Origin of the sequence: Streptomyces venezuelae (genome assembly GCF_008642335.1) — a bacterium.
Classification (GTDB): domain Bacteria; phylum Actinomycetota; class Actinomycetes; order Streptomycetales; family Streptomycetaceae; genus Streptomyces; species Streptomyces venezuelae_F.
This window is the reverse complement of sequence record NZ_CP029191.1, coordinates 1,664,280-1,688,982: the sequence shown is the minus strand read 5'-3', so window position 1 is coordinate 1,688,982 and position 24,703 is coordinate 1,664,280. Positions and strand designations below refer to the sequence as shown.

The following is a 24,703-nucleotide window of genomic DNA, read 5'->3' as shown; positions in this document are numbered from 1 at the left end:
GGTTATGGCTCCGTGGCGGGCGCCACGTCCTGGAGGAGCTGTCCGAACGCCGCCTCGTCGATGACGGGCGTGCCGAACGAGCGGGCCTTGACGGTCTTGGAGGTGCCGGAGTCCGGGTCGTTCGTGACGAGCAGGCTCGTGAGGCGCGACACACTCGTCGCGATGTGCAGCCCGGCCTCCACCGCGCGGTCCTCCAGGAGTTCACGTTCCACGGAGGTGTCCCCGGAGAACGCGACCCGCATGCCCTGCTTGAGCGGTTTGCCCGGTTCGTAACGCCCCGGGTTCGGGTACGGGCACGGCGGGCGCTTCCGCGAGGGGCGCCAACTTCCGGGCCGGTACGACGAGGCGGGCGTCGGGCCCGTCGACTGGCGGACGATGCGGGGCGCGCCGTCCGACCACTCGGTGAGCGGCCTGCACTCCAGGAGCGGCAGGCGGACATTGCCGCCGGCCGCCGCCAGCAGACTGGGACGGAACGCCTCGGCCAGCACGCGCGCGTCGTCCAGGGCGTTGTGCGCGTGGCGCTGCTCGACGCCGAAGTGCGCGGCCAGGGACTCCAGCTTGTGGTTGGGCAGCGGGAGCGCGAGCTCCTTGGAGAGCGCGATGGTGCACAGGCGTTGGCGCACGGGGGCGGTGCGCTCCGCGCGCGCGTACTCCCTCGCGATCATCGACCAGTCGAAGACGGCGTTGTGCGCGACGAGGACACGTCCGTCGAGGCGGGCCGCGAACTCCTCGGCGACGTCCTTGAAGAGCGGGGCGTCCGCGAGCATCTCGCTGGTGAGCCCGTGGATCCAGACGGGGCCCGGGTCGCGCTGGGGGTTCACCAGCGTGTACCAGTGGTCCTCGATGTCGCCGCGGGCGCTCACGCGGTAGACGGCGGCCGACACTATGCGGTCGTCGCGGGCCAGGCCGGTGGTCTCCACGTCGACGACCGCGTACCCCGTTGGATACGCGGCCGGCCAGGGCACTGCGGACGCTGCGGTCGTGCGGTCTTCGAGCATGGTCCATGAGGATACGGGCCGCGACCGACAGTCAGGGCCCCGGTCCGAGAAGCCCGGCCACCAGAGCCCTCACGGAGGTGGCGAAAACCGCCTCCGGATCGACCGGTCCCGCGAGCGCGCGGGCGAGCGCGGCGTCCTGCTCCGCCGTCTGCTCCGTCCACAACTCCTCCTCGCCGGGCCGCTGCACGGGCGCCCGTTCGCGGGCCCGCTCGACGAGGACATGACCGACGACGTGGACCTGGACGGCGCGCACGGCCTCGGCTGCGCGAGCGCCGCGCAGCCCCGCCTCGTGGACCTCGTGGACGAGGGTGCGCTGGGCGGGCAGGAACATCCTTTCCGTCAGGCCGCGTTCGTGGACCATCGCGACGAGGTGCGGGTGGTCGAGGAGCTGATGGCGCAGGGCGCGGGCCACGGAGGCGACGCGCTGGACGGGGGTGCGTCCTGTGGCGCGGATCTCGCCGAGGTCGGCGAGGGTGCGCTCGACGAGGGCGTCCAGGAGCGACTCGCGGTTGCCGACGTGCCAGTAGATGGAGGTGACGGCGGTGCCGAGCTCGGCGGCGAGCGCCCGCATCGTCAGGGCCTGCGGACCGTGCCGCTTGACGAGGTGCGCGGCGGTGTCGAGCACGACGGCCCGGTTCAGCTGCGTGCGCGTCTCTTTACCCTTCACGAGTCCTGTTGTAACTGTGTTACAGAACTGCCGCAAGTCCCGCCCGCGGACCCCGGGTCCGCGCCGACGAAGGGTGGTACGACATGGCACGTATTCGCTACGGAGCACGTGACGAGGCGGAGATCGCCGCCGCACGGGCCGCGAGTTCCAGGCTCCCCGACATCTGGTCCACGGGTGTCGTGGCCGTCTGGGAGACGGACCCGGACGTGGTCGCCGCGGTCCTCCCGCCGCCGCTGAAGTCCGCCGGACGGCCGCTCGTGCGGGCGAACATCAGCAAGGTCGACCTGCCGGGCTATCCGCTGGGCGCGGGCTCGGTCGCCGTCGCCGCCGAGCACGGGGGAGTGGCGGGCTGGTATCCGCTGGTGATGCCGATGACCCACGAGCGTGCCCTCATCGGCGGGCGCGAGGTGTTCGGGGAGCCGAAGAAGCTCGGCGAGGTGGAGGTCGAGCGGGACGGCCTGGTGGTACGGGCCCGCCTCGCCCGGCACGGCATCGCCTTCGTGGAGGTGCGGGGCGCGGTCAGCGGCGACCTGCCGCTGCCCGAGCCGACCCAGAAGACCGACTTCTACTTCAAGTTCCTGCCCGCGGTGGACGGTTCGGGCTTCGACGCGGAACCGGTGCTCGTGCACTGCGTACGCAACGAGAAGGTCCGCAAGCTGGAGGCCGTCACCGGGGACGTGGTGCTGCGCGAGTCGATGTACGACCCCGTGGCCGACCTGCCGGTGCGCTCCCTCGTCGAGATCACCATCGGCGAGAAGACCACCGACCAGCAGGGCCGCGTCGTCGAGCGCGTCAGCGCGCAGTCCCTGCTGCCCTACATCCACCAGCGCTACGACGACCCCGCGCAGATCCTCGACGGCCCGCCCGAGGGGAGCGCCTGACATGGAGCTGCGCACGGGCCGGGTCGCGGTCGTCACGGGCGCGGCGAGCGGCATCGGGCTCGCCATGGCGCGCCGGTTCGCGGCGGACGGCCTGAAAGTGGTCCTCGCGGACGTCGAGGAGAGCGCCTTGGAGAAGGCGGCCGTCTCCCTGCGGGAGGACGGCGCGACGGTGCACGCGCGCGTGGTGGACGTCGGAGTGCGCGAGCAGGTCTTCGCCCTCGCCGAGGAGGCGTACGACAAGTTCGGCGCCGTCCATGTGCTGTGCAACAACGCGGGGGTCGGGTCGGGCGCCGAGGGGCGCATGTGGGAGCACGACCCGAACGACTGGAAGTGGGCTTTCGAGGTCAACGTCTGGGGCGTCTTCCACGGCATCCAGGCCTTCGTGCCCCGCATGATCGCGGGCGGCGAGCCGGGACACGTCGTCAACACCTCGTCCGGCGACGGCGGTATCGCGCCGCTGCCCACCGCCTCCGTGTACGCGGTCACCAAGGCCGCCGTCGTCACGATGACCGAGTCGCTGTACGCCCACCTGAAGGCGGAGCACGCGCGCGTGGGCGCCTCCGTGCTCTTCCCGGGCCCCCACATGCTCCGCACCGGCCTGTGGGAGTCACACCGCAACCGGCCCGATCGGTACGCCAAGTCCCGCCCCCGCAGGACGCCTTACCGCAGCCTCGACCAGTGGGAGACCGCCATGAAGGAGGCGGGCCAGGAGATCGCGTTCACACCGGTCGAGGAGGTCGCGGACTTCGTGGCCGACGGCATCACGGCAGGACGCTTCTGGCTGCTCCCGGCGAGCGAGCACAGCGACCGGCAGATCAAGGCGAGGTCGCGCTCCATGCTCGACCGCGCCGACCCGGCGTACCTGGAGAACTTCATCCTCGACTGACTGGACCGAAGGGGGCTCAGCAGGTGAGCGCTCAGGACCCGTACCTGATCATCTCCTCCGACTGCCACGCCGGACTCCCCACCGAGGAGTACCGGCCCTACCTCGACCGCCGCTTCCACCGCGACTTCGACGACTTCCTCGGCGAGCGCGACGCCCGCCGCGAGGAAGCCACGCGGCTCGGCATCCGCAACGACGCCTTCGCCGCCAAGTGGTTCCAGGACAACGAAGAGGGCCTGCGCGGCGGCTGGGACGCCGCACAGCGCCTCAAGGAGCTCGACGGCGACGGGGTGGCCGCCGAGGTCGTCTTCCCCGACGCGGACGCCGTCGACAGCCGCACCGCCGCGCCCTTCGGCGTCGGCCTCGGCCTCTCCGGCGACCAGGACCCCGAGCTCGGCATGGCGGGCGCCCAGGCCCACAACCGGTGGCTGGCCGACTTCGTGTCCGAGCATCCCGAACGGCACTGCGGCGTGGCCCTGTTGCCCATCACCGGGGACGTCGACCGCGTCGTCGCCGAGATCCACCGCGCCAAGGAGTCGGGGCTCGGCGCTCTGATGATCCCCTCCATGTGGGTCGACAAGGCGCCCTACCACGACCGTCGCTACGACCCCGTGTGGGCGGCGGCGGCCGAGTGCGCGATGCCCGTGGTCACCCACTCCGGAGCGGCGCCCCGCCACGAGTACGGCGACCACCTCGGGATCTACGTCTCCGAAGTGACCTGGTGGCCCGCCCGCCCCCTGTGGTTCATGCTCTGGTCCGGCGTCTTCGAACGCCACCCGGGGCTGAAATTCGGCGTCGCCGAGTCCGGCTGCTGGTGGCTGCCGAACCTCCTGTGGTTCATGGACCGCCTCTACCTGGGCGCGCACGGCGGCAAGAAGCTCTCCCCGTTCGAGGAGCTGAAGCGGCCACCGCACGAGTACCTGGACCGGCAGATCTTCGTCTGCGCCACCAACACCAAGCGGCGCGAACTCGCCCAGCGGTACGAGATCGGCGTCGACAACATCCTGTGGGGCAGCGACTTCCCGCACCCCGAGGGCACCTGGCCCGACACGCGCGCGTGGCTGCGGAAAACCTTCCACGACATCCCCGTGGCGGAGAGCCGCCGCATGCTGGGGCTCGCCGCCGCCGAGGTCTTCGGCTTCGACACGGCGGCACTCGCGCCTCTGGCCCAGCGCATCGGACCGACCCCCGCCGACCTCGGCCAGGACGCCGACCAGACGTCCGTCGAGGCGTCCTGGGCCCGCTCGCGCGCGGTGGGCCGCCACTGGCTGACCGACCACGACTTCCCGGTACTGGGGGCGGACGCATGACCGCATCACGGACGACCGAGGACCGCTACACCGTCATCTCCGCGGACTGCCACGCGGGCGCCGATCTCCTCGACTACCGGCCGTACTTGGAGTCGCGCCATCACGACGCGTTCGACGCCTGGGCGGCCACCTACGTCAACCCGTACGAGGACCTCCTCGCCGACACGGCCGACCGCAACTGGAACTCCGACCGCCGGGTCGCCGAGCTCGAGGCGGACGGCATCGTCGCCGAGGTCGTCTTCCCCAACACCATCCCGCCGTTCTTCCCCTCGGCGTCCCTCATGGCACCGGCGCCGACCCGCGAGGAGTTCGAACAGCGCTGGGCCGGTCTGCGCGCCCACAACCGCTGGCTCGCGGACTTCTGCGCCGCCGCACCGGGCCGCAGGGCGGGCGTCTTCCAGATCCTCCTCAACGACGTCGACCTGGCGGTGGAGGAGATCCACCGCTCCGTGGAGGCGGGCCTGACAGGCGGCCTCATGCTCCCCGGCACCCCACCCGGCTCAGGCCTTCCCGAGCTCTACTCATCGGCGTACGACCCGATCTGGGCCGCCTGCGCCGAGCTGGGCGTGCCCGTCAACCATCACGCGGGCTCGGCCTCGCCGCCGCTCGGCGAGGAACCGGCCGCCCGCGCGGTGTTCATGGTCGAGACGACGTGGTTCTCCCACCGCGCGCTGTGGCACCTCGCCTTCGGCGGGGCCTTCCGCCGCCACCCGGACCTCAAACTGGTCCTCACCGAACAGGGCTCGGGGTGGATCCCCGGCGTCCTCGACATGCTGGACTACTACCACGGGCGCCTGGTCGCCGCGGCGCGCCGGGCGGGCGGCACGGAGACGACCGAGACCGCCGAGTCGAAGTTCGGCGCGGGCCTCGCCGACGCGATGGGCAAGGGACCCTCCGAAGTGTGGCGCGACAACTGCTTCGTGGGCGCGAGCTTCATGCGCCCCCACGAGGCGGCCCTGCGTGACCGCATCGGCCTCGACAAGATCATGTGGGGCAGCGACTATCCGCACGACGAGGGAACGTACCCCTACTCGCGCGAAGGCCTGCGCGTCGCCTACGCCGGCCTCCCCAGGGAGGAGATCGCCGCCATGGTCGGCGGCAACGCGGCCCGCGTCTACGGCTTCGACCTCGAACGGCTCGACGAGATCGCCGCGCGCGTGGGACCGACGGTTGGAGAACTGGACGAACCCCTGAAGGAGCCGCCCGCCGACGCGACGAGTCCGGTGTTCGCGACGGGAGGGTCGGTACGGGTCTGGTGAGCGGGCGGGGCCGGTGAGCGGGCCGGGGGTTCGAGGCGCCCCCGCCCGCTCGCCGCCCGTTTGAAGCCGGATCTTTGGTGAGGATCACCAACATCCACACCCGTACCGCCGGTAATACTTGTCGGTAACAACCCCTAGTCGTGGGCGAATAGCCGTTCTACGGTGCCTGCATGTCCCCGAACCTGCCCGATGTCGTGCTGTGGTCCATCCCGGCCTTCGTGCTGCTCACCGTCGTCGAGATCGTGAGCCACCGGATCCATCCCGACGAGGATGCCGCGGGGTACGAGACCAAGGACGCCGCGACCAGCATCACCATGGGGCTCGGCAGCCTCGTCTTCGACTTCCTGTGGAAGATCCCCATCGTCGCGATCTACTCGGGCGTGTACGCGCTGACGCCGCTGCGCGTGCCCGTCCTGTGGTGGACGATCCCGCTGATGCTCCTCGCGCAGGACTTCTTCTACTACTGGTCGCACCGCGGCCACCACGTGATCCGCGTCCTGTGGGCCTGTCACGTGGTGCACCACTCCAGCGAGAAGTTCAACCTCACCACCGCGCTCCGCCAGCCCTGGACGAGCCTGACGGTGTGGCCGTTCTACCTGCCGCTGATCGCCCTCGGCGTCCACCCGGCGGCGCTCGCGTTCTGCTCGTCGGCCAACCTGGTCTACCAGTTCTGGATCCACACCGAGCGCATCGGGAAACTGCCCCGTCCCGTCGAGTACGTCTTCAACACGCCCTCGCACCACCGCGTGCACCACGCGTCCCAGGGCGGCTACCTCGACCGCAACTTCGGCGGCATCCTGATCATCTGGGACCGCGTGTTCGGCTCCTGGGTCGCCGAGACCGACCGTCCCGTGTACGGGCTCACGAAGAACATCCACACGTACAACCCGCTGCGCGTGGCCACCCACGAGTACGCCGCCATCGCCAGGGACCTGAAGGCGGCCACCGGTTGGCGCGAACGGGCGGGACGCGTCTTCGGAGGCCCTGGCTGGCAGCCGGCGGCCCCTGAGGCTGCGGAAACCACCCCCGAGGCGTCCCCGACAGCAGCCCTGCCCGCCTCCGACACCCCCGTCCCGGAGCGCGCCGCGTGACGCGGTGGCCCGCGCCGCGCACGGTGCTCTGCGCCTTCGGTGTCGCCGCGCTCGGTGACCTCCTCGTGCTCCTCGCGGACTTCGGTCCTGGCCACGCCGTCTGCAAGCCGCTGCTCATGCCGCTCCTCGCGGCGTACGTCGCCCTGCGGAACGGACCCCGGCCGCTGATCGCCGCCCTGCTCTTCGGGTGGGGCGGCGACACCTTCCTGCTCTTCGACGCGGAGCCCGCCTTCCTCGCGGGGATGGGCTCCTTCGCCGCCGGGCACGTCTGCTACCTCGTGCTCTTCAAGAGGTACGGGGTACGGGCGCCCCGCGCGCGTGGGGCGGGGCTTGTGGCCGCGTACGCAGTCGCGCTCATCGGCACCGTGGCGCTGCTCTGGCCCGATCTGCCGGCCGACATGCGCGGGCCCGTCGCGGGCTACAGCCTGTTGCTCACCGCCATGGCGTTCGGCGCCACCAGGCTCGGTCCCGCGGCGGCCGCGGGAGGGGCACTCTTCCTGCTCTCGGACACCCTGATCGCGACCGGTGTCGCCGACTGGCCCCAGCTGCCCCGGCCCGACTTCGCGATCATGCTCACCTACATAGCGGCCCAGTTCCTGCTGGCCCAAGGGGTGCTGGCCGCTCACCAGCGAATCGGCACCGGCACCGCGGTCAGCAGCGCCGAAAGCACCACGACGACGCCCAGCGCGACCACCTCCCCGCGCGCGGGAACGTAGGCCGAGGCGCGGTCGGCCGCGCCGCGCAGCCGACGACGCGCAAGGACCGCGAGCAGCGCGACGGCGAGGACGAGCAGCACCTTCGCGAGCAGGGTGCGGCCGTAGGCCGTTCCGGTGAGCTGGTCCACGATCGTGTCCGCGGGCATCCGGCGCAGTGTGCTGCACACCCCGGTCGCCGTGATCGCGGCGAACAGGACGGCGGCCACGCGCGCGTAGAGCCCCAATACCGCGACGGCCTGCTCCGGAGAGGACGTCCGCCACCGGCGCAGGATGCGCAGGACGTACAGCAGCCCACCCGCCCACAGCGCGCCGCACGTCAGGTGGACGAGCGTGAGGCCGCTGCCGAGGAGCGGGGAGTCCTCCACCGGAGGGTGGGCCCGCAGCGCCTCCGCGACGATCACCGCGGCCAGCGGGAGCGCCGCCCACGCCGGGCGCCGGGAGCGCGCGCACAGCGCGGCCACGATGAACGCGTTGACCTCCAGGAGGGCGAGCCGCCCGTCCCGGGTGTCGTACAGCCGCCCGATGTCCAGGTCCGAGAGCGCCTGCGGGACCAGATTGCCGTTCGCCACGATCGCCGCGAGCCCCAGCGCCGCGGCGCACCCGGCCCACGCCGCATACGCCGACCAACTGCCCGGCGCCCGGTCGAGCGGCGCCCCCGGGACCCGGCGCGCGAGCCGCACCGCGAACACCTCGCCCCACTGCACGCACAGGGCGGCGAACAGGACCGCCCGCAGGAACGTGATCCCGCCGGTGCCGGGCGCCCGTGCCTCCCCGGTCTCGTGCAGCGCCGCCGAAGGGCCGAGCAGGGGGATCAGCGCGGCGACGGCCACGAGGACGAGCACGGCCGCGGCGCGGCCGACGGAGGGCCGGCGGCGCGGGGCGCGGTGCGAGACGGGAGCGGTGGCGGCAGTGGCCGGTATGCCGGTCGCGGCATCGCCTCCGGGCTCGACGGACGGTCGTATGGAGCTCACCACATGATCTTCACCAGGGCTTCCGGCGGTGGGCAAGTCCTGGGGGACAACTGGTGCATAGCCGTTCCGATCGGACCCCGTCACTCATCCATCAGCTGCTCGCCGACCACCACAGCCTGACCGACTTCTCCGGCTCGGAGGGCCGCAGCTCCCACCCCTGGGCGGTAGCCACCTGGACGACGTAGTGCCCACCACAGCCGCGGTAGGCGCGCCGCGGGATCTCGCACTCGGAGGGCGGCAGCGGCTTCTTGGGCCGCCGCGGGGCCGACGCCCTGGCGGTCCACTTGGCGACGAGCTCGTCGACCCTCGCGCGGTAGTGCGCGGCGTCCCCCTCGTACCGCATCTCGGACCAGAGCACGCACCAGCGGGGCAGCGTGAAGACGCGGCCCAGCGCCTTGTCCATGAACCGGTCGAAGGCCTTGTCGTACGACGAGCTCACCGCCGTGATCACCTCGGTGGCCAGACCGATGGCGAGGGTGCAGAGGAAGATCGCGATCCCGAGGACGACCCAGAGCGGCAGGAACAGCACGGTCGCGACGAACCGGGCCACCAGCTGCCATCGGGGCCGGGTGGGCCACGCCACCCAGTGCTCCGTGCCGGAGGCGACGAACTCGGAGTTCTTGTACTCGTACATGACACGAGATCCTCTCGTGGGCCGACGGGAAGGGGCCGGGCGGCCCCTGGCCGCCCGGCCCCACCTCACCGTCTGACGGTGCTACTTGCGCACGGCTTCCAGTGCGTCGGCCATGCCCACGCCGTAGAAGCCGTTCTTGTTCCGGCCGCCCTCGCAGACCGCGTCGGCCTTGCCGTCACCGTCGTAGTCGTACGGCTTCGTGCAGGCCATCGCGTCCGCCTGGCGGTACAGGAGCGCCTTGATGCGCGCCGCCGACGCGTGCGGATGCGTCGACTTCAGGAGCGCGGCGACGCCCGCGGCGTGCGGCGACGCCATCGACGTACCGGCCTTGTAGCCGAACTTGCCGCCCGGCAGCGTCGACAGGATGCGGCCGTCGACGGCCGGCGCGTCCGGCGCCTGGTACTTCGTGGAGTCGCCGCCCGGAGCCGCGATGTCCACGACGCCGTTGCCGTAGTTCGAGTACGACGACTTGATGCCCTTCGCGCCGGTCGCCGAGACCGTCACGACACCGGGCAGCTGCGACGGAAGGTCGAGGCAGTCCTTGGTCTTGATGGTCCGCGGCACCGGAGTGGTGTCGTCGGGGCTCGAATCGTCGAGGATCTCGTCCTGAGCGAGGTCCGTCTTCGCGTTGCCCGCGGCCGCGACGTTCACCGCGCCCTTGCGCTCCGCGTACTTCGAGGCCCGCCCGACCGCGTCGACCAGCGCCTTCTGGTCGGCGTCGGTCTTGCAGTTGAACAGCCACGGGTCGGTGTAGTAGCTGCTGTTGGTGACGTCGACGCCGTGGTCGGCCGCCCACACGAAGCCACAGACCACGGCCTCCGTGTAGTACATGCCGGTCGCCGGCTCGGCCACCTTCAGGCTCGCCACCTTCACGCCCGGCGCGACACCCGTGACGCCGGTGCCGTTCTTCGCCGCGGCGATGGTGCCCGCCACGTGCATGCCGTGGTCGCTCTCCCCGGCCACCGGCCGCCACGCGTCGCCCTTCTGGACGGGCACGCCGCCCAGGCAGCTCGCGGACGCCCCGCGGTCGAAGTTCGGCGCGATGTCGGGGTGCGTGTCGTCGACCCCGGAGTCGAGGACGCCGACCGTGACCTTGCTGCTGCCGAGCGAGATCTTGTGCGCCTTGTCCGCCTTCATGGCGGGCAGGTCCCACTGCAGCGGCTCCAGCTCGTCCTGGCCCGCCGACGCCTTGCCCGCGGCGGCCTTCGCCTCCTGGGCGGTCAGCGGCCGCTCCGACTCCAGGGCGTCGTCGGCCTGCGCCGACAGCGGCGCCGTCCGCGTCGCGCCCGCCGAGTCGACGCCCTTGACCTTGCGGATCGTCTTGGCGAAGTCGGGGTCGGCCGAGTGGACGACGATGACGCCGATCCGGTCGTACGCGATGACGACGTCGCCGCCCGCCTTGGCGATGGCCTTCTTCGCGCGCTCCGCACTCCCCTTGCCGGGGCGGACGTTCACGACGTAGCTCATGGAAGCGGCGTCCGCGGACGGCAGCCCCAGGGCCGCCGACACCGAGGCCGGGGCGTCCGGGATCCCCGCGGGCCGGGCCGAGGCCGTGCCCGGCAGGAAGGCGACGGCCGAGACCAGCGCGACGCCGAGCGGCAGGGCCAGCGCGCGTCGTGAGCGCAGGAAGGCCGTCGCCGATATGTGGGACTTGTGCACGTTCTCTCTCCCCGTCACTTCTTCTTCACGGCGTCGAGCGCGTCGACGAGACCGCTGCCGTAGAAGCCGTTGTCGTGCTTGCCGCCGCTCTGGCAGACCGCGTCGACGTCGCCGTCACCGTCGGGGTCGTAACCCGACGGGCACTCGAGACGGTCGGCCTGCTTCTTCAGGAGCCGCTGCACTTCGGCGGGGCTCGCCTTGGGGTGCGTGGACTTGATCAGCGCGGCGACGCCCGAGGCGTGCGGCGCGGCCATCGAGGTGCCCTGCAGCCAGCCGTACTCGCCGCCCGGCATGGTGGAGAGGATGCGGCCGTTCTTCGACGGGGTGTCCGACGGGATCTGCCACTTGTCGCCGCCCGGGGCCGCGATGTCGACGACACCCTTGCCGTAGCTGGAGTAGATCGACTTCAGGTCCTTCACGCCCGTCGCGCTGGTGGTGACGACGCCCGGCAGCTGGGTCGGCACGTCGAGGCACTCGTGCGGGTCGATGGTGCGGGTCACCGGGGTGGAGTCGTCCGGGCTGGAGCTGTCGACGATCGCGTCGGAGTCCAGGTCGTGGTTGGAGTTGCCCGCGGAGGCGACGTGCAGGGTGCCCTTCTTCTGGCCGTACAGCTGCGCGCGGTTGACCGCGTCGAGGATCGCCTTCTGGTCCGGGTCGTCCTTGCAGTTGTACAGCCACGGGTCCACGTAGTAGCTGTTGTTCGTGATCTCGACGCCGTGGTCGGCGGCGAACACGAAGGCGCAGACCACGTTCTCCGGGTAGAACAGCTCGTCGACCGGGTCGGCGACCCTGATGGCGGAGATCTTCACGCCGGGCGCCACGCCCGCGACGCCGACGCCGTTGCGCGCGGCGGCGATCTCACCGGCCACGTGCGTGCCGTGGTAGCTGTCCTTCGACGACGGGCGCCAGGACCCCGCCGAGGTGTCCGCCTTGCCGCCGACACAGCTCGCCGACTGCGACGGCGAGAAGTTGGCCGAGAGGTCGGGGTGGGTGTCGTCGACGCCGGTGTCGATCACGGCGACGGTGACCTTCTTGCTGCCCGGGTTGATCTTCGCGGCCTTGTCGGCGTCGATCGCGCGCAGATCCCACTGGTCGGCCTCCAGCGGCTCGGCGCCGGGGGCGGCGCTCCGCTTCAGGGCCTTGGCCTCGGACTTGGAGAGCAGCTTCGCCTTGCCGTCGTCCGTGGTGCCGGCGGCCTTCAGGGGCGAGGTGTGGGTCGCGCCCGCGGACTGGACACCGCGGACGGCGCGTATCTGCTCGCCGAACTTCGGGTTCGACGAGTGCGCGACGATGACGCCGATCTTCTCGTACGTGACGACGACGGAGCCACCGGCCTTGGCGATCGCCTTCTCGACGTACGCGAGCGTCTTGCGGTCGGTACGGGTGTTGACGACGTACGCGAAGACGGGGGCGTCCTCCGCGGCCTTCGCCGACACCGGGGCGGGCGACTCGTTCGGGGCCGCGGTCGCGGCGCCGGGCACGAAACCGACCGAGGCGGCGAGCGCGAGGCCGAGCGGCACGATCAGTGCCGTACGACGTCTGGAACGCAGATGAGCCATGGGATCTCCACATCATCCGGAGACGGAACCGCATACGGAATCGCATACGGAACTGCCCGAACACGACCGGTGCTCGGGCAGGTACATGACGGGTGGTTCAGGGTGAAGCTAACCCTGAAACTCCCAGGCCAGCAATGACTTACCGAAGAAATGGGGGAGTTCGGCCACGTCGGACGCGCCCCAGGGACGTTGAGCAGAGAACGGAAACAACATCAACCCCCTGTCGGATCACGTCCCATGGCCTTAGCATCGCCATCCGTGGCTCACGTGATCCGCGTCACGCTGGATGAGACCGGAGCCCATGGAACAACTGTCCGTCCCCACCCCACCCGCACCACGAGGAGACTCCGTGGCCACCGACGCACCGCCCCCTTCGAAGGGTGGCGCAGGAAAAGAACCCGCTCCCCACGCGCCCTCCACGGAGGAGTTCACCGAGGTGCAGGAGAGCGCGGAATTCGGTGAACTGCGCTCCGCGCACCGCTCGTTCGCCTTCCCGCTCACCGTCGCCTTCATCGCCTGGTACCTCGTGTACGTCCTGCTCTCCAACTACGCGGGCGAGTTCATGGGCACCAAGCTCTTCGGCAACATCAACGTCGCCCTGGTCCTCGGCCTCGGGCAGTTCCTGACCACGTTCCTCATCGCCTGGTTCTACTCGCGCCACGCCGCCTCGAAGCTCGACCCGAAGGCCGAGGCGATCCGGGCCCGCATGGAGCACGGCCCGCAGAACCCCCTGGACCGCCCGCAGACCCGCCTGGAGGGCGACGCATGAGCCCCGCGCACCCCGCCGTCATCGAGCTGGCGGCCGCGTCCGACGCCTCCGAGCACCGGACACTGATCATCAGCCTCTTCGCGGCCTTCGTCGTCGCGACCCTCTTCATCACCGTCTGGGCGGGCCGGCAGACCAAGAGCGCCGCCGACTTCTACGCGGGCGGCCGCCAGTTCACCGGCTTCCAGAACGGCCTGGCGATCTCCGGCGACTACATGTCCGCCGCGTCCTTCCTCGGCATCGCGGGCGCCATCGCCCTCTTCGGCTACGACGGGTTCCTCTACTCCATCGGCTTCCTGGTCGCCTGGCTCGTGGCGCTCCTCCTGGTCGCCGAACCGCTGCGCAACTCCGGGCGCTACACGATGGGCGACGTCCTCGCGTACCGCATGCGCCAGCGCCCGGTCCGCACCGCCGCGGGCACCTCCACCATCGTCGTGTCGATCTTCTACCTGCTCGCGCAGATGGCGGGCGCGGGCGTCCTCGTCTCGCTGCTGCTCGGCATCACCAGTGACGCCGGAAAGATCCTCATCGTCGCCCTCGTCGGTGTTCTGATGATCGTCTACGTCACCATCGGCGGCATGAAGGGCACCACCTGGGTGCAGATGGTCAAGGCCGTCCTGCTCATCACCGGCACCGTCCTCATCACCTTCCTGATCCTCCTGAAGTTCAACTTCAACGTCTCCGACCTGCTCGGTACGGCCGCCTCCAACAGCGGCAAGGGCTCGGCGTTCCTGGAGCCCGGCCTCAAGTACGGCGCGACCGGCACCTCGAAGCTGGACTTCATCTCGCTGGGCATCGCCCTGGTCCTCGGCACCGCGGGCCTGCCGCACATCCTGATCCGCTTCTACACCGTGCCCACGGCCAAGGCCGCCCGTAAGTCCGTGAACTGGGCGATCGGCATCATCGGCGCCTTCTACCTGATGACGATCGTCCTCGGCTTCGGGGCAGCCGCCCTGCTCAAGCCCGGCGAGATCATCGCCTCCAACAAGGCGGGCAACACGGCGGCGCCGCTCGCCGCCCTGGAGATCGGCGGCGGTGGCGACTCGACCGGCGGCGCGATCCTGCTCGCGGTGATCTCCGCGGTCGCCTTCGCCACGATCCTCGCGGTCGTCGCGGGCCTCACCCTCGCCTCGTCGTCCTCGTTCGCCCACGACATCTACGCGAACGTCATCAAGAAGGGCAAGGCCACGGAGAAGGAGGAGATGAAGGCGGCCCGCTGGTCGACCGTGTTCATCGGCATCGTCTCCATCGCGCTCGGCGCGCTGGCCCGCGACCTCAACGTGGCGGGCCTGGTCGCCCTCGCCTTCGCGGTCGCGGCCTCCGCCAACCTGCCGACGATCCTCTACAGCCTGTTCTGGAAGAGGTTCACCACGCAGGGCGCCCTCTGGTCCATCTACGGAGGCCTCATCGCCGCGGTCGGCCTGGTGCTGTTCTCACCGGTCGTCTCCGGCAAGCCCTCCTCGATGTTCCCCGACGCGAACTTCGACTTCTTCCCGCTGGAGAACCCGGGCCTCATCTCCATCCCGCTGGGCTTCCTGCTCGGCTGGCTCGGCTCGCTCCTCTCCAAGGAGGAGCCGGACAAGGGCAAGTACGCGGAGCTGGAGGTCAAGTCCCTCACGGGCGTCGGAGCCCACTGACCCAGGGGTTCACCGACCCGCCCTTGTTCACACGTTCGTAGCGGCCGCGTCGTAGAGTCCTACGACGCGGCCGTACCGTTCCTCGTGGCAAATGGCCCATGAGGATGTCAGAGGCGTCGCGTAAGGTCGAAAGCAGTGGACCCAGAACATCCAACCGCCGGGGAGGGGGCCGCAGTGCTCATCGACACATTTGGCCGTGTAGCCACTGACCTGCGCGTTTCACTGACCGACCGCTGCAATCTGCGCTGTACGTACTGCATGCCGGAAGAGGGCCTGCAGTGGCTGGCCAAGCCGGACCTGCTCACGGACGACGAGATCGTCCGCCTCGTCCGGGTCGCCGTCACCCACCTGGGCATCCGCGAGGTCCGCTTCACCGGCGGCGAGCCCCTGCTCCGCCCCGGCCTCGTCGGCATCGTCGAGCGCTGCGCCCAGCTGGAGCCCCGCCCCAAGATGTCCCTGACGACGAACGGCATCGGACTCAAGCGCACCGCGAAGGCCCTCAAGGCCGCGGGCCTGGACCGGGTCAACGTCTCCCTGGACACGCTGCGCCCCGACGTCTTCAAGACGCTCACCCGCCGAGACCGCCACAAGGACGTCCTCGAAGGCCTCGAAGCCGCCCGCGACGCGGGCCTCACCCCGGTCAAGGTCAACACCGTCCTGATGCCGGGCCTGAACGACGACGAGGCGCCGGACCTGCTGGCCTGGGCGGTGGAGAACGACTACGAACTCCGCTTCATCGAGCAGATGCCCCTGGACGCCCAGCACGGCTGGAAGCGCGACGGCATGATCACCGCGGGTGACATCCTGCAGTCCCTGCGCACCCGCTTCGACCTCACCGAGGAGGGCTCCACGGAGCGCGGCTCGGCCCCCGCCGAGCGCTGGATCGTGGACGGCGGACCGCACCGCGTCGGCGTCATCGCCTCCGTCACCCGCCCGTTCTGCTCGGCCTGCGACCGCACCCGCCTCACGGCCGACGGCCAGGTCCGCACCTGCCTCTTCGCCACCGAGGAGACGGACCTGCGCGCGGCGCTCCGCGCGGCCCCCGAAGACACCGAGGGCGGCTCCGACGAGGCCATCGCCCGCATCTGGAAGCAGGCCATGTGGGGCAAGAAGGCGGGCTCGGGCCTGGACGACCCGACCTTCCTGCAGCCGGACCGCCCGATGTCGGCGATCGGCGGCTAGCCCGCGGCGGTGGGCGGCCGGCCCGCCTGCCACTCCTCCAGCGTCACGACGTCCTTCAGGAACCCGCGGACACCCAGGAACTGGGAGAGGTGTTCGCGGTGTTCGTCGCACGCGAGCCACGTCTTGCGGCGCTCCGGGGTGTGGATCTTCGAGTTGTTCCAGGCGAGTACCCAGACCGCGTCGACGCGGCAGCCCTTGGCGGAACAGATCGGGTTTTCGTCACTCACAGGCGCGTCCAAAAAGTGCTTCAAACAAGGCGACGCCGAGCAGCCACGGGGGGAGCTGCCCGGCGTCGGTCTGTCGCTCCGACGGGGGATGCGGAGCGCGTACGAAGTATGTCATGGGGGACCCGGCTACTGGCACCGGAACTACATGATTGATCTGAGGTTTTCTTGAGCTTGGCGCAACGTCGACGGTCAGCTCGGTTCGGCCGCGGCGTCGCGCCGCTGGTCGTACGCGGGCCCCGGGGGATCTTCCGGGACGGATTCCGCGGCGGCGGCCGCGACGGGCGGCGCCAGCATTGGCCGAGAAGGAGCGGGCACGAACGTCGACGGCAGCGAAGGCGGACTCTCCCGCCCGGCGTTGGCGATCACGACGGAGATGTACGGCAGGAGGACACCGAGCACCAGTGCGACGAGCGCGACGTGTCGCTCGACGTTCCAGAGCACCGCGGCGGCCACCACCGACACGGTCCGCACCGACATGGAGATCACATAGCGGCGCTGCCTGCCCCGCACGTCCTCCGCCAGACCCTGCCGGGCCCCGGTGATCCGGAAGACCTGGCCGCTGCTCTGCTTCCGCATCACGTTCCACCGCCCTGTCCGCTGTGCCGGACTCTCCCTGGAATCCACCCCTGGTCCGACCCGTCCAACGTTACGCCGCGGCTGCGCCGCCTACGAGACCGGGGCAGCCCTCACCTCGGTGCCCTGCCTGCGCCGTGCCACGTATGGAGCCGCCCGACATGCGCCGTATGGCGTACGGGACGAGACTGGCCGTAACGCTCATGTAGAGCCGACTAGGAGGCAGCTATGGGCTGGTTGTGGGCGATCATCGTGGGATTCGTGCTGGGTCTTATTGCCAAGGCGATTCTGCCCGGCAAGCAGCACAGTCCTCTCTGGCTGACCACGGTGTTCGGCATCATCGGAGCCGTCCTGGGCAACTGGCTCGCGACGCAGTTCGGCATCAATGAGACCAAGGGCATCGACTGGGGCCGGCACGCGCTCCAGCTGGTCGCGGCGCTCGTCGTCGTCGGCCTCGGTGACGCGGCGTACACCATGCTCCGCGGCAACAAACGCAGGGCGTAGCCGCCTCGCAGCAAAGGGAAGGGGGCCGGTCCACCAGGACCGGCCCCCTTCCCGCGTGCGGATGACGGCTACCGCGTGACCTCGACCGCCGCCAGGTTCTTCTTGCCGCGGCGCAGCACCAGCCACCGGCCGTGCAGCAGCTCCTCGCGGGCCGGCACGGCGTCCTCGGCGGCGACCTTCACGTTGTTCACGTAGGCACCGCCCTCCTTGACCGTGCGCCGGGCGGCGGACTTGCTCGCCACGAGGCCCACCTCGGCGAGCAGGTCCACGACCGGGCCGAGCTCGGCGACCTCGACGCGCGGCAGCTCGGAGAGCGCGGCGGCCAGCGTCGCCTCGTCCAGGTCACCGAGGTCGCCCTGCCCGAAGAGCGCCTTGGACGCGGCGATCACCGCGGCGCACTGGTCCGCGCCGTGCACCAGCGTGGTCAGCTCCTCGGCGAGCGCGCGCTGCGCGGCGCGCGCCTGCGGACGCTCCTCCGTCTGCTTCTCGATCTCCTCCAGCTCCTCGCGGGACTTGAAGGACAGGATCCGCATGTACGTCGAGATGTCCCGGTCGTCCGTGTTCAGCCAGAACTGGTAGAACGCGTACGGCGTCGTCATCGTCGGGTCGAGCCAGACCGCGCCGCCCTCGGACTTGCCGAACTTGGTGCCGTCGGACTTGAGCATCAGCGGCGTGCCGAGCGCGTGGACCACGGCGTCCGGCTCCAGGCGGTGGATCAGGTCGATGCCCGCCGTGAGGTTGCCCCACTGGTCGCTGCCGCCGGTCTGCAGCGTGCAGCCGTACCGCCGGTAGAGCTCCAGGAAGTCCATGCCCTGCAGCAGCTGGTAGCTGAATTCCGTGTACGAGATGCCCTCCTGGGACTCCAGGCGGCGGGCCACGGAGTCCTTGGTCAGCATCTTGTTCACCCGGAAGTGCTTGCCGATGTCGCGCAGGAACTCGATCGCGGACATGCCCGCGGTCCAGTCCAGGTTGTTCACCATCGTCGCGGCGTTCTCGCCCTCGAAGGACAGGAACGGCTCGATCTGCGAGCGCAGCCGCGCCACCCAGTTCGCGACCGTCTCCGGGTCGTTCAGGGTGCGCTCCGCGGTCGGCCGCGGGTCGCCGATCTGGCCCGTGGCCCCGCCGACGAGCGCCAGCGGGCGGTGGCCCGCCTGCTGGAGCCGCCGGACGGTGAGGACCTGCACGAGGTGCCCGACGTGCAGGCTCGCCGCAGTCGGGTCGAAGCCGCAATAGAACGTGACGGGACCGTCCGCGAGCGCCTTGCGCAGTGCGTCTTCATCGGTGGACAGGGCGAAGAGCCCCCGCCACTTCAGCTCGTCGACGATGTCCGTCACGGGTCTCGCGTCTCCTTGGGTGTACGGAAGGGTGCACAGGTGAGTGCAGGGTCCGAGGTTATACGCCCGGGCTGACCGAACTCATATTGAAATCGGGGACGCGCAGCGCGGGCATCGCGGCCCGGGTGAAGTAGTCGCCCCACTCGCGCGGCAGCGTCTTCTCCGTACGGCCCGCCTCCGTCGCCCGGCCGAGCAGGTCCACGGGCGACTCGTTGAACCGGAAGTTGTTCACCTCGCCCACGACCTCGCCGTTCTCGACGAGGTACACGCCGTCCCTGGTCAGCCCCGTGAGCAGCAGCGTCGCCGGGTCCACCTCGCGGATGTACCAGAGGCAGGTCAGCAGCAGCCCGCGCCCGGTGGCCGCGACCATCTCGTCCAGCGTGCGCTCGCCGCCGCCGTCCAGGACGAGGTTGTCGACGGCCGGCGTCACCGGGAGCCCGGTCAGCTCGGCGCTGTGCCGGCTGGTGGCGAGGTGAGCGAGCTCACCGGCGCGGATCCACTCGGTGGCGGACAGCGGCAGGCCGTTGTCGAAGACCGAGGCGTCGCCGCCGGAGGCGTGCGCGAGCACGAAGGGCGCCGACTCCAGGCCCGGCTCGTGCGGGTCGCTGCGCAGCGTGAGCGGCAGCTCGGCGATCCGCTCGCCGAGCCGCGTCGCGCCGCCCGGCTTGGAGAACACCGTGCGGCCTTCGGCGGCGTCGCGCGCCGAGGACTGCCACAGCTGGTAGATCAGCAGGTCGGCGACGGCGGTCGGCGGCAGCAGCGTCTCATACCGCCCGGCGGGCAGGTCGATGCGGCGCTGCGCCCACCCGAGGCGCCGGTCGAGCTCCGCGTCGAGGGCGGCCGGGTCGACGTCCTTGAAGTCGCGGGTGGCGCGCCCGGCCCACGCGGACCTGGTGCGGTCGGGCGACTTGGCGTTGAGCTCCAGGGTGCCGTTGGGCTGGTCGTGGCGGAGGCGGAGCCCCGTCGACGTACCGAGGTAGCTCGACACGAACTCGTGGTTCGCGAAGCCGTACAGCTCCCGGCCGCCCGCACGGGCCCGCGCGAAGGCCTCGCCGAGCGCCGGGGCGAACTCCGCGAAGACCGCCGAGGACGTCTCGACGGGCGCCTCGGTGAAGTCGGGGGAGGCGGCCGTGCCGCTCACCAGCGGCTGCGCGTCCTCGGCGGGCCCGGCCGCGCGCGCGGCCTCCTCGGCGGCCCGCACCAGCGGCTCCAGGTCGTCCGCGGTCACGGCGGAGCGCGTCACGACGCCGGAGGCGGTGCCCTCCTTGCCGTCGACGGTCGCGATGACGGTGAGGGTGCGTCCGCGCGTGACGCCGTTGGTGGTCAGCGCGTTGCCCGCCCAGCGCAGGTTCGCGGTCGACTCCTCGTCGGCGATCACGACGCAGCCGTCGGCGGTGGACAGTTCGAGGGCGCGCTCGACGATCTCGTGGGGCTTGGTGGCGCTGCGGCTCATCGACCGGCCTCCTGCGTGGTGTTCAGAATGTTCACGCCCCGGAACAGGGCGGACGGGCAGCCGTGCGAGACCGCGGCGATCTGGCCGGGCTGGGCCTTGCCGCAGTTGAAGGCGCCGCCGAGGACGTACGTCTGCGGGCCGCCGACCGCGGCCATCGAGCCCCAGAAGTCGGTGGTCGTCGCCTGGTAGGCGACGTCGCGCAGCTGCCCGGCGAGACGGCCGTTCTCGATGCGGTAGAAGCGCTGCCCGGTGAATTGAAAGTTGTACCTCTGCATGTCGATCGACCACGACCGGTCCCCGACCACGTAGATGCCGCGGTCCACGCCCGCGATCAGATCCTCCGTGGAGAGCCCGCCGGGGTCCGGCTGGAGCGACACGTTCGCCATGCGCTGCACCGGGACGTGGCCGGGGGAGTCGGCGTACGCGCAGCCGTTGGAGCGTTCGAAGCCGGTGAGCTTCGCGATGCGCCGGTCCAGCTGGTAGCCGACCAGCGTGCCGTCCTTGACCAGGTCCCAGGACTGGCCTGCCACGCCCTCGTCGTCGTACCCGATCGTCGCGAGGCCGTGCTCGGCCGTCCGGTCGCCCGTCACGTTCATCAGCGAGGAGCCGTACGCCAGCTTGCCCAGCTGGTCGAAGGTGGCGAAGGACGTGCCCGCGTACGCCGCCTCGTAGCCGAGCGCGCGGTCCAGCTCCGTGGCATGGCCGATGGACTCGTGGATCGTCAGCCACAGGTTCGACGGATCGACGACGAGGTCGTACGAACCCGCCCGGACGCTCGGCGCCCGCATCTTCTCCGCCAAAAGCTCCGGGATCTCGGCGAGCTCCGCCGCCCAGTCCCAGCCCGTCCCCGTGAGGTACTCCCAGCCGCGGCCGACCGGCGGCGCGATCGTCCGCATCGAATCGAACTCACCGCTCGACCCGTCGACGGCCACCGCGGTCAGCTGCGGATGCAGCCGCACGCGCTGCTGCGTGGTCGACGTGCCCGCCGTGTCCGCGTAGAACTTGTTCTCGTGCACGGTCATCAGCGACGCGTCGACGTGCGTGACCCCGTCGGCGGCCAGCAGCCGCGCGCTCCAGTCGGCGAGCAGCCCCGCCTTCTCCTCGCCCGGCACGGAGAACGGATCGATCTCGTACGAGGAGACCCACGTCTTGTCCGCGTGCACCGGCTCGTCCGCGAGCTCCACACGCTCATCGGACCCCGCGGCCTCGATGACCTGAGCGGACAGCTTCGCCATGGCCACGGCCTGCGAGGCGACGCGCGCCGCCGCGTCCATCGTCATGTCGACACCGGAGGCGAAACCCCAGGTGCCGCCGTGCACCACACGGACCGCGTACCCGAGGTCCGTGGTGTCGGAGCTGCCCGCCGGCCTGGCGTCGCGCAGCAGCCAGGACGCGCTGCGCACCCGCTCCAGGCGGAAGTCCGCGTGGTCGGCGCCGAGCGCCCGCGCGCGGGCCAGCGCGGCGTCGGCGAGAGCCCGCAGCGGCAGCGCCGTGAAGGCTTCATCGATGGAATGAGGCACGGATGTCTCCCTGCTGTCGGCTCCGGTCAGCCCCGATCATGTCGCGCCCGGTGCCCCGGCGGCCAGAGGTTTCTGTAGGGATCCGACAGCGAGTCCTCTGAGCCACTGTCGGTCGTCGATTCTCCGTATCGCGACAGGTACCGATAGGTTTTCGAGGTACCAGACCACCAAGGAAAGGGTGATCCGTTGAGCCGCTCGGTTCTCGTCACCGGAGGAAACCGGGGCATCGGCCTCGCCATCGCCCGCGCCTTCGCCGACGCCGGCGACAAGGTCGCGATCACCTACCGCTCGGGTGAGCCGCCGAAGCTCCTCACCGACGCCGGTGTCCTCGCCGTCAAGTGCGACATCACCGACGCCGAACAGGTGGAGCAGGCCTACAAGGAGATCGAGGAGAAGCACGGGAACGTCGAGGTCCTGGTCGCCAACGCCGGCATCACCAAGGACCAGCTCCTGATGCGCATGTCCGAGGAGGACTTCACGTCCGTCCTCGACACCAACCTCACCGGCACCTTCCGCGTCGTCAAGCGTGCCAACCGCGGCATGCTGCGCGCCAAGAAGGGCCGCGTCGTCCTCATCTCCTCGGTCGTCGGCCTGCTGGGCGGCGCCGGGCAGGCGAACTACGCCGCCTCCAAGGCGGGTCTGGTCGGCTTCGCGCGTTCGCTCGCCCGCGAGCTCGGTTCGCGCAACCTCACCTTCAACGTCGTCGCCCCCGGTTTTGTCGACACCGACATGACCAAGGTGCTGACGGACGAGCAGCGTGAGGGCATCGTCTCTCAGGTGCCGCTCGGCCGTTACGCGCAGCCCGAGGAGATCGCCGCCGCGGTGAAGTTCCTCGCGTCGGACGACGCTTCTTACATCACTGGAGCCGTCATCCCCGTTGACGGCGGATTGGGCATGGGTCACTGATCACATGAGCGGAATTCTCGACGGCAAGCGCATCCTCATCACGGGTGTGCTGACGGAGTCCTCCATCGCCTTCCACGCGGCCAAGGTCGCCCAGGAGCAGGGCGCGGAGGTCATTCTGACCGCTTTCCCGCGGCCCACGCTCACCGAGCGCATCGCCAAGAAGCTCCCCAGGCCCGCCAAGGTCATCGAGCTCGACGTGACCAACCAGGAGCACCTCGACCGCCTCGCGGGCGTCGTCAAGGAGGAGCTTGGCGGCCTCGACGGCATCGTGCACTCCATCGGCTTCGCGCCGCAGGGGGCGTTCAACTTCCTGGAGGCGTCCTTCGAGGACGTGTCCACCGCGATGCACGTCTCGGCGTACTCCCTGAAGTCGCTCACCATGGCCTGCCGCCCGCTGTTCGAGGGCGGCGCCTCGGTCGTCGGCCTCACCTTCGACGCCCAGTACGCCTGGCCGAAGTACGACTGGATGGGCCCGGCCAAGGCCGCCCTGGAGGCCACCAGCCGCTACCTCGCCCGCGACCTGGGCAAGGAGGACATCCGCTGCAACCTGATCTCGGCGGGTCCGCTCGGCTCCATGGCCGCCAAGTCGATCCCGGGCTTCGAGGAGCTCGCCGACGTCTGGAACACCCGCTCCCCGCTGAACTGGGACATGGCCGACCCGGAGCCCGCGGGCCGCGGCGTCGTCGCCCTGCTCTCGGACTTCTTCCCGAAGACCACCGGCGAGATCATCCACGTCGACGGCGGCGTGCACATGATGGGTGCCTGATCCGGCGCTCGCTCTGCGTACGTTTTTCGAGGCCCCGTCACCCGCAGCGCGCGGGTGGCGGGGCCTCACCCGTTCGGCCCCCTTGCCGGGCGGCGACGGGGGAGTGACCGGCACTCTGAAGTGTGCGTCTTACAGGTGCGGTGCTCGTGGCTCTCGCTCTTGTGGTCGCCGCGCCGAGCGCCGCGCCGCAGGGCTCTCCCCACGCGCGTGGGGAGGCCGGCGAGAAGCCGCGCCCCTTCGGGTCGGAGTGCCGCACCGGTGTCGCCGGCTCCCACGTCGTCGCGTACTGCCACAACCCCTACCCGGAGACCGACCGGGTCCGCCTGCACGTGGAGTGCGACCGGTGGTGGGACATCGACACGGACTCCAGGCCCGTCGACGCGGACGCCGCGATGACGGTGCGTCTCACCGGGCGGTGCTGGAAAGAGGTCCGCTCGGTCTGGGTCAGCCACCAGAAGTGAGCGGTCAGCCGCTGGAAGTGAAACGCTCCGGGCGGCACATGAACGGGTAGCCCGCGGCCTCCGTGGCGGCGGCCTCCGCGTCGCCCGTGCGGATCGCGTCGACCAGCCGCGCGTGGTCCATGTGCGCCTCGGGCGTCAGCTCCTCGCCGATGTCCTCGCGCAGCCAGTCCCGCAGCACCTCGCCGAGGTCCGCGTAGAGCGCCGTCATGACGTCGTTGTGCGACGCGGCGACGACGGCCATGTGGAACGTCGCGTCGGCCGTCACGAACGCCTCCGCGTCCCCGGACGCCCACACCTCCTCGCGGCGCACGAGAAGCGCGTCCAGCTGCTTCAGGTCCCGCTCGGTGCGGCGCTCGGCAGCGAGCTTCGCGGCACTGGACTCCAGCGTGCTGCGCAGCTCCGCGATGTGCCGCGGGTCCGCGTCGGCGAACCTGCGCTGCATCACGCCCGCGAGCTCGCTCGTCGCGACGACGTACGTGCCCGAGCCCTGGCGGATGTCGAGCAGGCCGTTGTGCGCGAGGGCGCGCACGGCCTCCCTGACGGTGTTCCTGGCCACGCCCAGCTGGTCGACCAGCTCGGGCTCGGTGGGGATGCGGGAACCGACCGGCCACTCGCCCGACGAGATCTGGTTGCGCAGCTCGGAGATGACCTGTTCGGAGAGTGCCGAACGGCGAGGGGTGGTCAGCGGCATGACGTTCCTTCGTGCGTGGCCGGTGGATGGGTGGTTACTCGGGAGCGGGACGGTT

At 70.7% G+C, this 24,703-nt stretch carries 25 protein-coding genes; 13 read left to right on the top strand and 12 right to left on the bottom strand.

The annotated features are described in order from the left end of the window. Positions 1-2: 2 nt before the first annotated feature. Together DEJ49_RS07470 and DEJ49_RS07465 are read right to left on the bottom strand one after the other, a co-directional pair. Positions 3-998 carry a DEDDh family exonuclease gene (locus tag DEJ49_RS07470; protein WP_150183391.1) on the bottom strand — a complete coding sequence of 332 codons (996 nt, stop codon included), beginning with the start codon at positions 996-998 and terminating at the stop codon, positions 3-5. Between the two features lie 31 nt (positions 999-1,029). After that, positions 1,030-1,665 carry a TetR/AcrR family transcriptional regulator gene (locus tag DEJ49_RS07465; RefSeq protein WP_150183390.1) on the bottom strand — a complete coding sequence of 212 codons (636 nt, stop codon included), beginning with the start codon at positions 1,663-1,665 and terminating at the stop codon, positions 1,030-1,032. An 83-nt stretch (positions 1,666-1,748) separates the two neighbouring features. Here DEJ49_RS07465 and DEJ49_RS07460 point away from each other — a divergent pair, with 83 nt between their 5' ends. The 6 genes from DEJ49_RS07460 (at position 1,749) to DEJ49_RS07435 (ending at position 7,805) form a co-directional block, all read left to right on the top strand. Continuing rightward, positions 1,749-2,546, top strand: a complete 798-nt coding sequence (locus tag DEJ49_RS07460; protein WP_150183389.1) for an acetoacetate decarboxylase family protein — start codon at positions 1,749-1,751, stop codon at positions 2,544-2,546. Position 2,547: 1 nt separating this feature from the next. Beyond that, entirely contained in the window at positions 2,548-3,432 is an 885-nt protein-coding gene (locus tag DEJ49_RS07455) for an SDR family NAD(P)-dependent oxidoreductase (protein WP_150183388.1), read from the top strand. 23 nt (positions 3,433-3,455) lie between these two features. Further along, positions 3,456-4,739: an amidohydrolase family protein gene (locus tag DEJ49_RS07450; RefSeq protein WP_150183387.1), complete on the top strand. Its 1,284-nt coding sequence runs from the start codon at positions 3,456-3,458 to the stop codon at positions 4,737-4,739. Beyond that, a complete protein-coding gene (locus tag DEJ49_RS07445) occupies positions 4,736-5,998 on the top strand; it encodes an amidohydrolase family protein (RefSeq protein ID WP_150183386.1) in 1,263 nt (420 codons plus the stop codon). The genes DEJ49_RS07450 and DEJ49_RS07445 overlap by 4 nt, the downstream gene beginning before the upstream one ends. A 170-nt stretch (positions 5,999-6,168) precedes the next feature. Beyond that, on the top strand, positions 6,169-7,089 hold the full coding sequence (locus tag DEJ49_RS07440; protein ID WP_150183385.1) for a sterol desaturase family protein: 921 nt from the start codon (positions 6,169-6,171) through the stop codon (positions 7,087-7,089). Beyond that, complete coding sequence (locus DEJ49_RS07435) at positions 7,086-7,805, top strand: lysoplasmalogenase (RefSeq protein ID WP_150183384.1); 720 nt, start codon at positions 7,086-7,088, stop codon at positions 7,803-7,805. The genes DEJ49_RS07440 and DEJ49_RS07435 overlap by 4 nt, the downstream gene beginning before the upstream one ends. Here the strand turns inward: DEJ49_RS07435 and DEJ49_RS07430 are convergent. The 4 genes from DEJ49_RS07430 to DEJ49_RS07415 all read right to left on the bottom strand — a co-directional run bounded on the left by DEJ49_RS07430 (position 7,712) and on the right by DEJ49_RS07415 (position 12,628). Further along, entirely contained in the window at positions 7,712-8,725 is a 1,014-nt protein-coding gene (locus DEJ49_RS07430) for a CopD family protein (protein WP_223833164.1), read from the bottom strand. The two genes, DEJ49_RS07435 and DEJ49_RS07430, sit on opposite strands and share 94 nt — an antisense overlap. Before the next feature lie 142 nt (positions 8,726-8,867). Next, positions 8,868-9,410 (bottom strand): hypothetical protein, encoded by a 543-nt coding sequence (locus DEJ49_RS07425; RefSeq protein ID WP_150183382.1) that lies wholly within the window; start codon positions 9,408-9,410, stop codon positions 8,868-8,870. 81 nt (positions 9,411-9,491) lie between these two features. After that, positions 9,492-11,069 carry a S8 family serine peptidase gene (locus DEJ49_RS07420; protein WP_223832757.1) on the bottom strand — a complete coding sequence of 526 codons (1,578 nt, stop codon included), beginning with the start codon at positions 11,067-11,069 and terminating at the stop codon, positions 9,492-9,494. Between the two features lie 14 nt (positions 11,070-11,083). Beyond that, the gene (locus DEJ49_RS07415) at positions 11,084-12,628 is read right to left on the bottom strand and encodes a S8 family peptidase (protein ID WP_150183381.1); all 1,545 of its coding nucleotides are present in this window, start codon (positions 12,626-12,628) and stop codon (positions 11,084-11,086) included. 349 nt (positions 12,629-12,977) lie between these two features. Between DEJ49_RS07415 and DEJ49_RS07410 the strand changes: the two genes are divergently transcribed. The 3 genes from DEJ49_RS07410 (at position 12,978) to moaA (ending at position 16,213) form a co-directional block, all read left to right on the top strand. Next, positions 12,978-13,397 carry a DUF485 domain-containing protein gene (locus DEJ49_RS07410; RefSeq protein WP_150183380.1) on the top strand — a complete coding sequence of 140 codons (420 nt, stop codon included), beginning with the start codon at positions 12,978-12,980 and terminating at the stop codon, positions 13,395-13,397. After that, positions 13,394-15,031: a cation acetate symporter gene (locus DEJ49_RS07405; RefSeq protein WP_150183379.1), complete on the top strand. Its 1,638-nt coding sequence runs from the start codon at positions 13,394-13,396 to the stop codon at positions 15,029-15,031. Before DEJ49_RS07410 ends, DEJ49_RS07405 begins: the two co-directional genes overlap by 4 nt. Before the next feature lie 174 nt (positions 15,032-15,205). Next, complete coding sequence (gene moaA, locus DEJ49_RS07400) at positions 15,206-16,213, top strand: GTP 3',8-cyclase MoaA (RefSeq protein WP_223832756.1); 1,008 nt, start codon at positions 15,206-15,208, stop codon at positions 16,211-16,213. Here the strand turns inward: moaA and DEJ49_RS07395 are convergent. Together DEJ49_RS07395 and DEJ49_RS07390 are read right to left on the bottom strand one after the other, a co-directional pair. After that, positions 16,210-16,440: a hypothetical protein gene (locus DEJ49_RS07395; RefSeq protein ID WP_150183377.1), complete on the bottom strand. Its 231-nt coding sequence runs from the start codon at positions 16,438-16,440 to the stop codon at positions 16,210-16,212. The genes moaA and DEJ49_RS07395 overlap by 4 nt on opposite strands. Positions 16,441-16,629: 189 nt before the next feature. Continuing rightward, entirely contained in the window at positions 16,630-17,016 is a 387-nt protein-coding gene (locus DEJ49_RS07390) for a DUF3099 domain-containing protein (protein WP_150183376.1), read from the bottom strand. Positions 17,017-17,241: 225 nt separating this feature from the next. Here DEJ49_RS07390 and DEJ49_RS07385 point away from each other — a divergent pair, with 225 nt between their 5' ends. After that, positions 17,242-17,517 (top strand): GlsB/YeaQ/YmgE family stress response membrane protein, encoded by a 276-nt coding sequence (locus DEJ49_RS07385; RefSeq protein ID WP_150183375.1) that lies wholly within the window; start codon positions 17,242-17,244, stop codon positions 17,515-17,517. A 68-nt stretch (positions 17,518-17,585) separates the two neighbouring features. Here the strand turns inward: DEJ49_RS07385 and tyrS are convergent, their stop codons facing one another. Genes tyrS through DEJ49_RS07370 form a run of 3 tightly spaced genes read right to left on the bottom strand, consistent with a single transcriptional unit; the run spans position 17,586 to position 21,824 of the window. After that, the gene (gene tyrS, locus DEJ49_RS07380) at positions 17,586-18,851 is read right to left on the bottom strand and encodes a tyrosine--tRNA ligase (RefSeq protein WP_150183374.1); all 1,266 of its coding nucleotides are present in this window, start codon (positions 18,849-18,851) and stop codon (positions 17,586-17,588) included. Positions 18,852-18,909: 58 nt separating this feature from the next. Further along, the gene (locus DEJ49_RS07375) at positions 18,910-20,304 is read right to left on the bottom strand and encodes a metallopeptidase TldD-related protein (protein ID WP_150183373.1); all 1,395 of its coding nucleotides are present in this window, start codon (positions 20,302-20,304) and stop codon (positions 18,910-18,912) included. After that, entirely contained in the window at positions 20,301-21,824 is a 1,524-nt protein-coding gene (locus DEJ49_RS07370) for a TldD/PmbA family protein (RefSeq protein ID WP_150183372.1), read from the bottom strand. Before DEJ49_RS07370 ends, DEJ49_RS07375 begins: the two co-directional genes overlap by 4 nt. Before the next feature lie 186 nt (positions 21,825-22,010). On the opposite strand from DEJ49_RS07370, the gene fabG reads away from it, so the two are divergent. From fabG to DEJ49_RS07355, 3 genes are all read left to right on the top strand, one after another. After that, positions 22,011-22,730, top strand: coding sequence for a 3-oxoacyl-[acyl-carrier-protein] reductase (gene fabG / locus DEJ49_RS07365; RefSeq protein ID WP_150166284.1), 720 nt, complete (start codon positions 22,011-22,013; stop codon positions 22,728-22,730). 4 nt (positions 22,731-22,734) lie between these two features. After that, entirely contained in the window at positions 22,735-23,496 is a 762-nt protein-coding gene (fabI, locus tag DEJ49_RS07360; protein ID WP_150183371.1) for an enoyl-ACP reductase FabI, read from the top strand. A gap of 140 nt (positions 23,497-23,636) precedes the next feature. Then, on the top strand, positions 23,637-23,957 hold the full coding sequence (locus tag DEJ49_RS07355; RefSeq protein ID WP_223832755.1) for a hypothetical protein: 321 nt from the start codon (positions 23,637-23,639) through the stop codon (positions 23,955-23,957). Between the two features lie 4 nt (positions 23,958-23,961). Here the strand turns inward: DEJ49_RS07355 and DEJ49_RS07350 are convergent, their stop codons facing one another. Continuing rightward, positions 23,962-24,648 carry a FadR/GntR family transcriptional regulator gene (locus DEJ49_RS07350; RefSeq protein WP_150183369.1) on the bottom strand — a complete coding sequence of 229 codons (687 nt, stop codon included), beginning with the start codon at positions 24,646-24,648 and terminating at the stop codon, positions 23,962-23,964. Positions 24,649-24,703 lie beyond the last annotated feature (55 nt).

Bases quoted from the DNA above. Each gene is read 5' to 3' on its own strand.
- DEJ49_RS07470 (WP_150183391.1), bottom strand. From the start codon at position 998: ATGCTCGAAGACCGCACGACCGCAGCGTCCGCAGTGCCCTGGCCGGCC.
- DEJ49_RS07460 (WP_150183389.1), top strand. From the start codon at position 1,749: ATGGCACGTATTCGCTACGGAGCACGTGACGAGGCGGAGATCGCCGCC.
- DEJ49_RS07455 (WP_150183388.1), top strand. From the start codon at position 2,548: ATGGAGCTGCGCACGGGCCGGGTCGCGGTCGTCACGGGCGCGGCGAGC.
- DEJ49_RS07445 (WP_150183386.1), top strand. From the start codon at position 4,736: ATGACCGCATCACGGACGACCGAGGACCGCTACACCGTCATCTCCGCG.
- DEJ49_RS07440 (WP_150183385.1), top strand. From the start codon at position 6,169: ATGTCCCCGAACCTGCCCGATGTCGTGCTGTGGTCCATCCCGGCCTTC.
- DEJ49_RS07425 (WP_150183382.1), bottom strand. From the start codon at position 9,410: ATGTACGAGTACAAGAACTCCGAGTTCGTCGCCTCCGGCACGGAGCAC.
- DEJ49_RS07415 (WP_150183381.1), bottom strand. From the start codon at position 12,628: ATGGCTCATCTGCGTTCCAGACGTCGTACGGCACTGATCGTGCCGCTC.
- DEJ49_RS07405 (WP_150183379.1), top strand. From the start codon at position 13,394: ATGAGCCCCGCGCACCCCGCCGTCATCGAGCTGGCGGCCGCGTCCGAC.
- DEJ49_RS07390 (WP_150183376.1), bottom strand. From the start codon at position 17,016: ATGCGGAAGCAGAGCAGCGGCCAGGTCTTCCGGATCACCGGGGCCCGG.
- DEJ49_RS07385 (WP_150183375.1), top strand. From the start codon at position 17,242: ATGGGCTGGTTGTGGGCGATCATCGTGGGATTCGTGCTGGGTCTTATT.
- DEJ49_RS07375 (WP_150183373.1), bottom strand. From the start codon at position 20,304: ATGAGCCGCAGCGCCACCAAGCCCCACGAGATCGTCGAGCGCGCCCTC.
- fabI (WP_150183371.1), top strand. From the start codon at position 22,735: ATGAGCGGAATTCTCGACGGCAAGCGCATCCTCATCACGGGTGTGCTG.
- DEJ49_RS07350 (WP_150183369.1), bottom strand. From the start codon at position 24,648: ATGCCGCTGACCACCCCTCGCCGTTCGGCACTCTCCGAACAGGTCATC.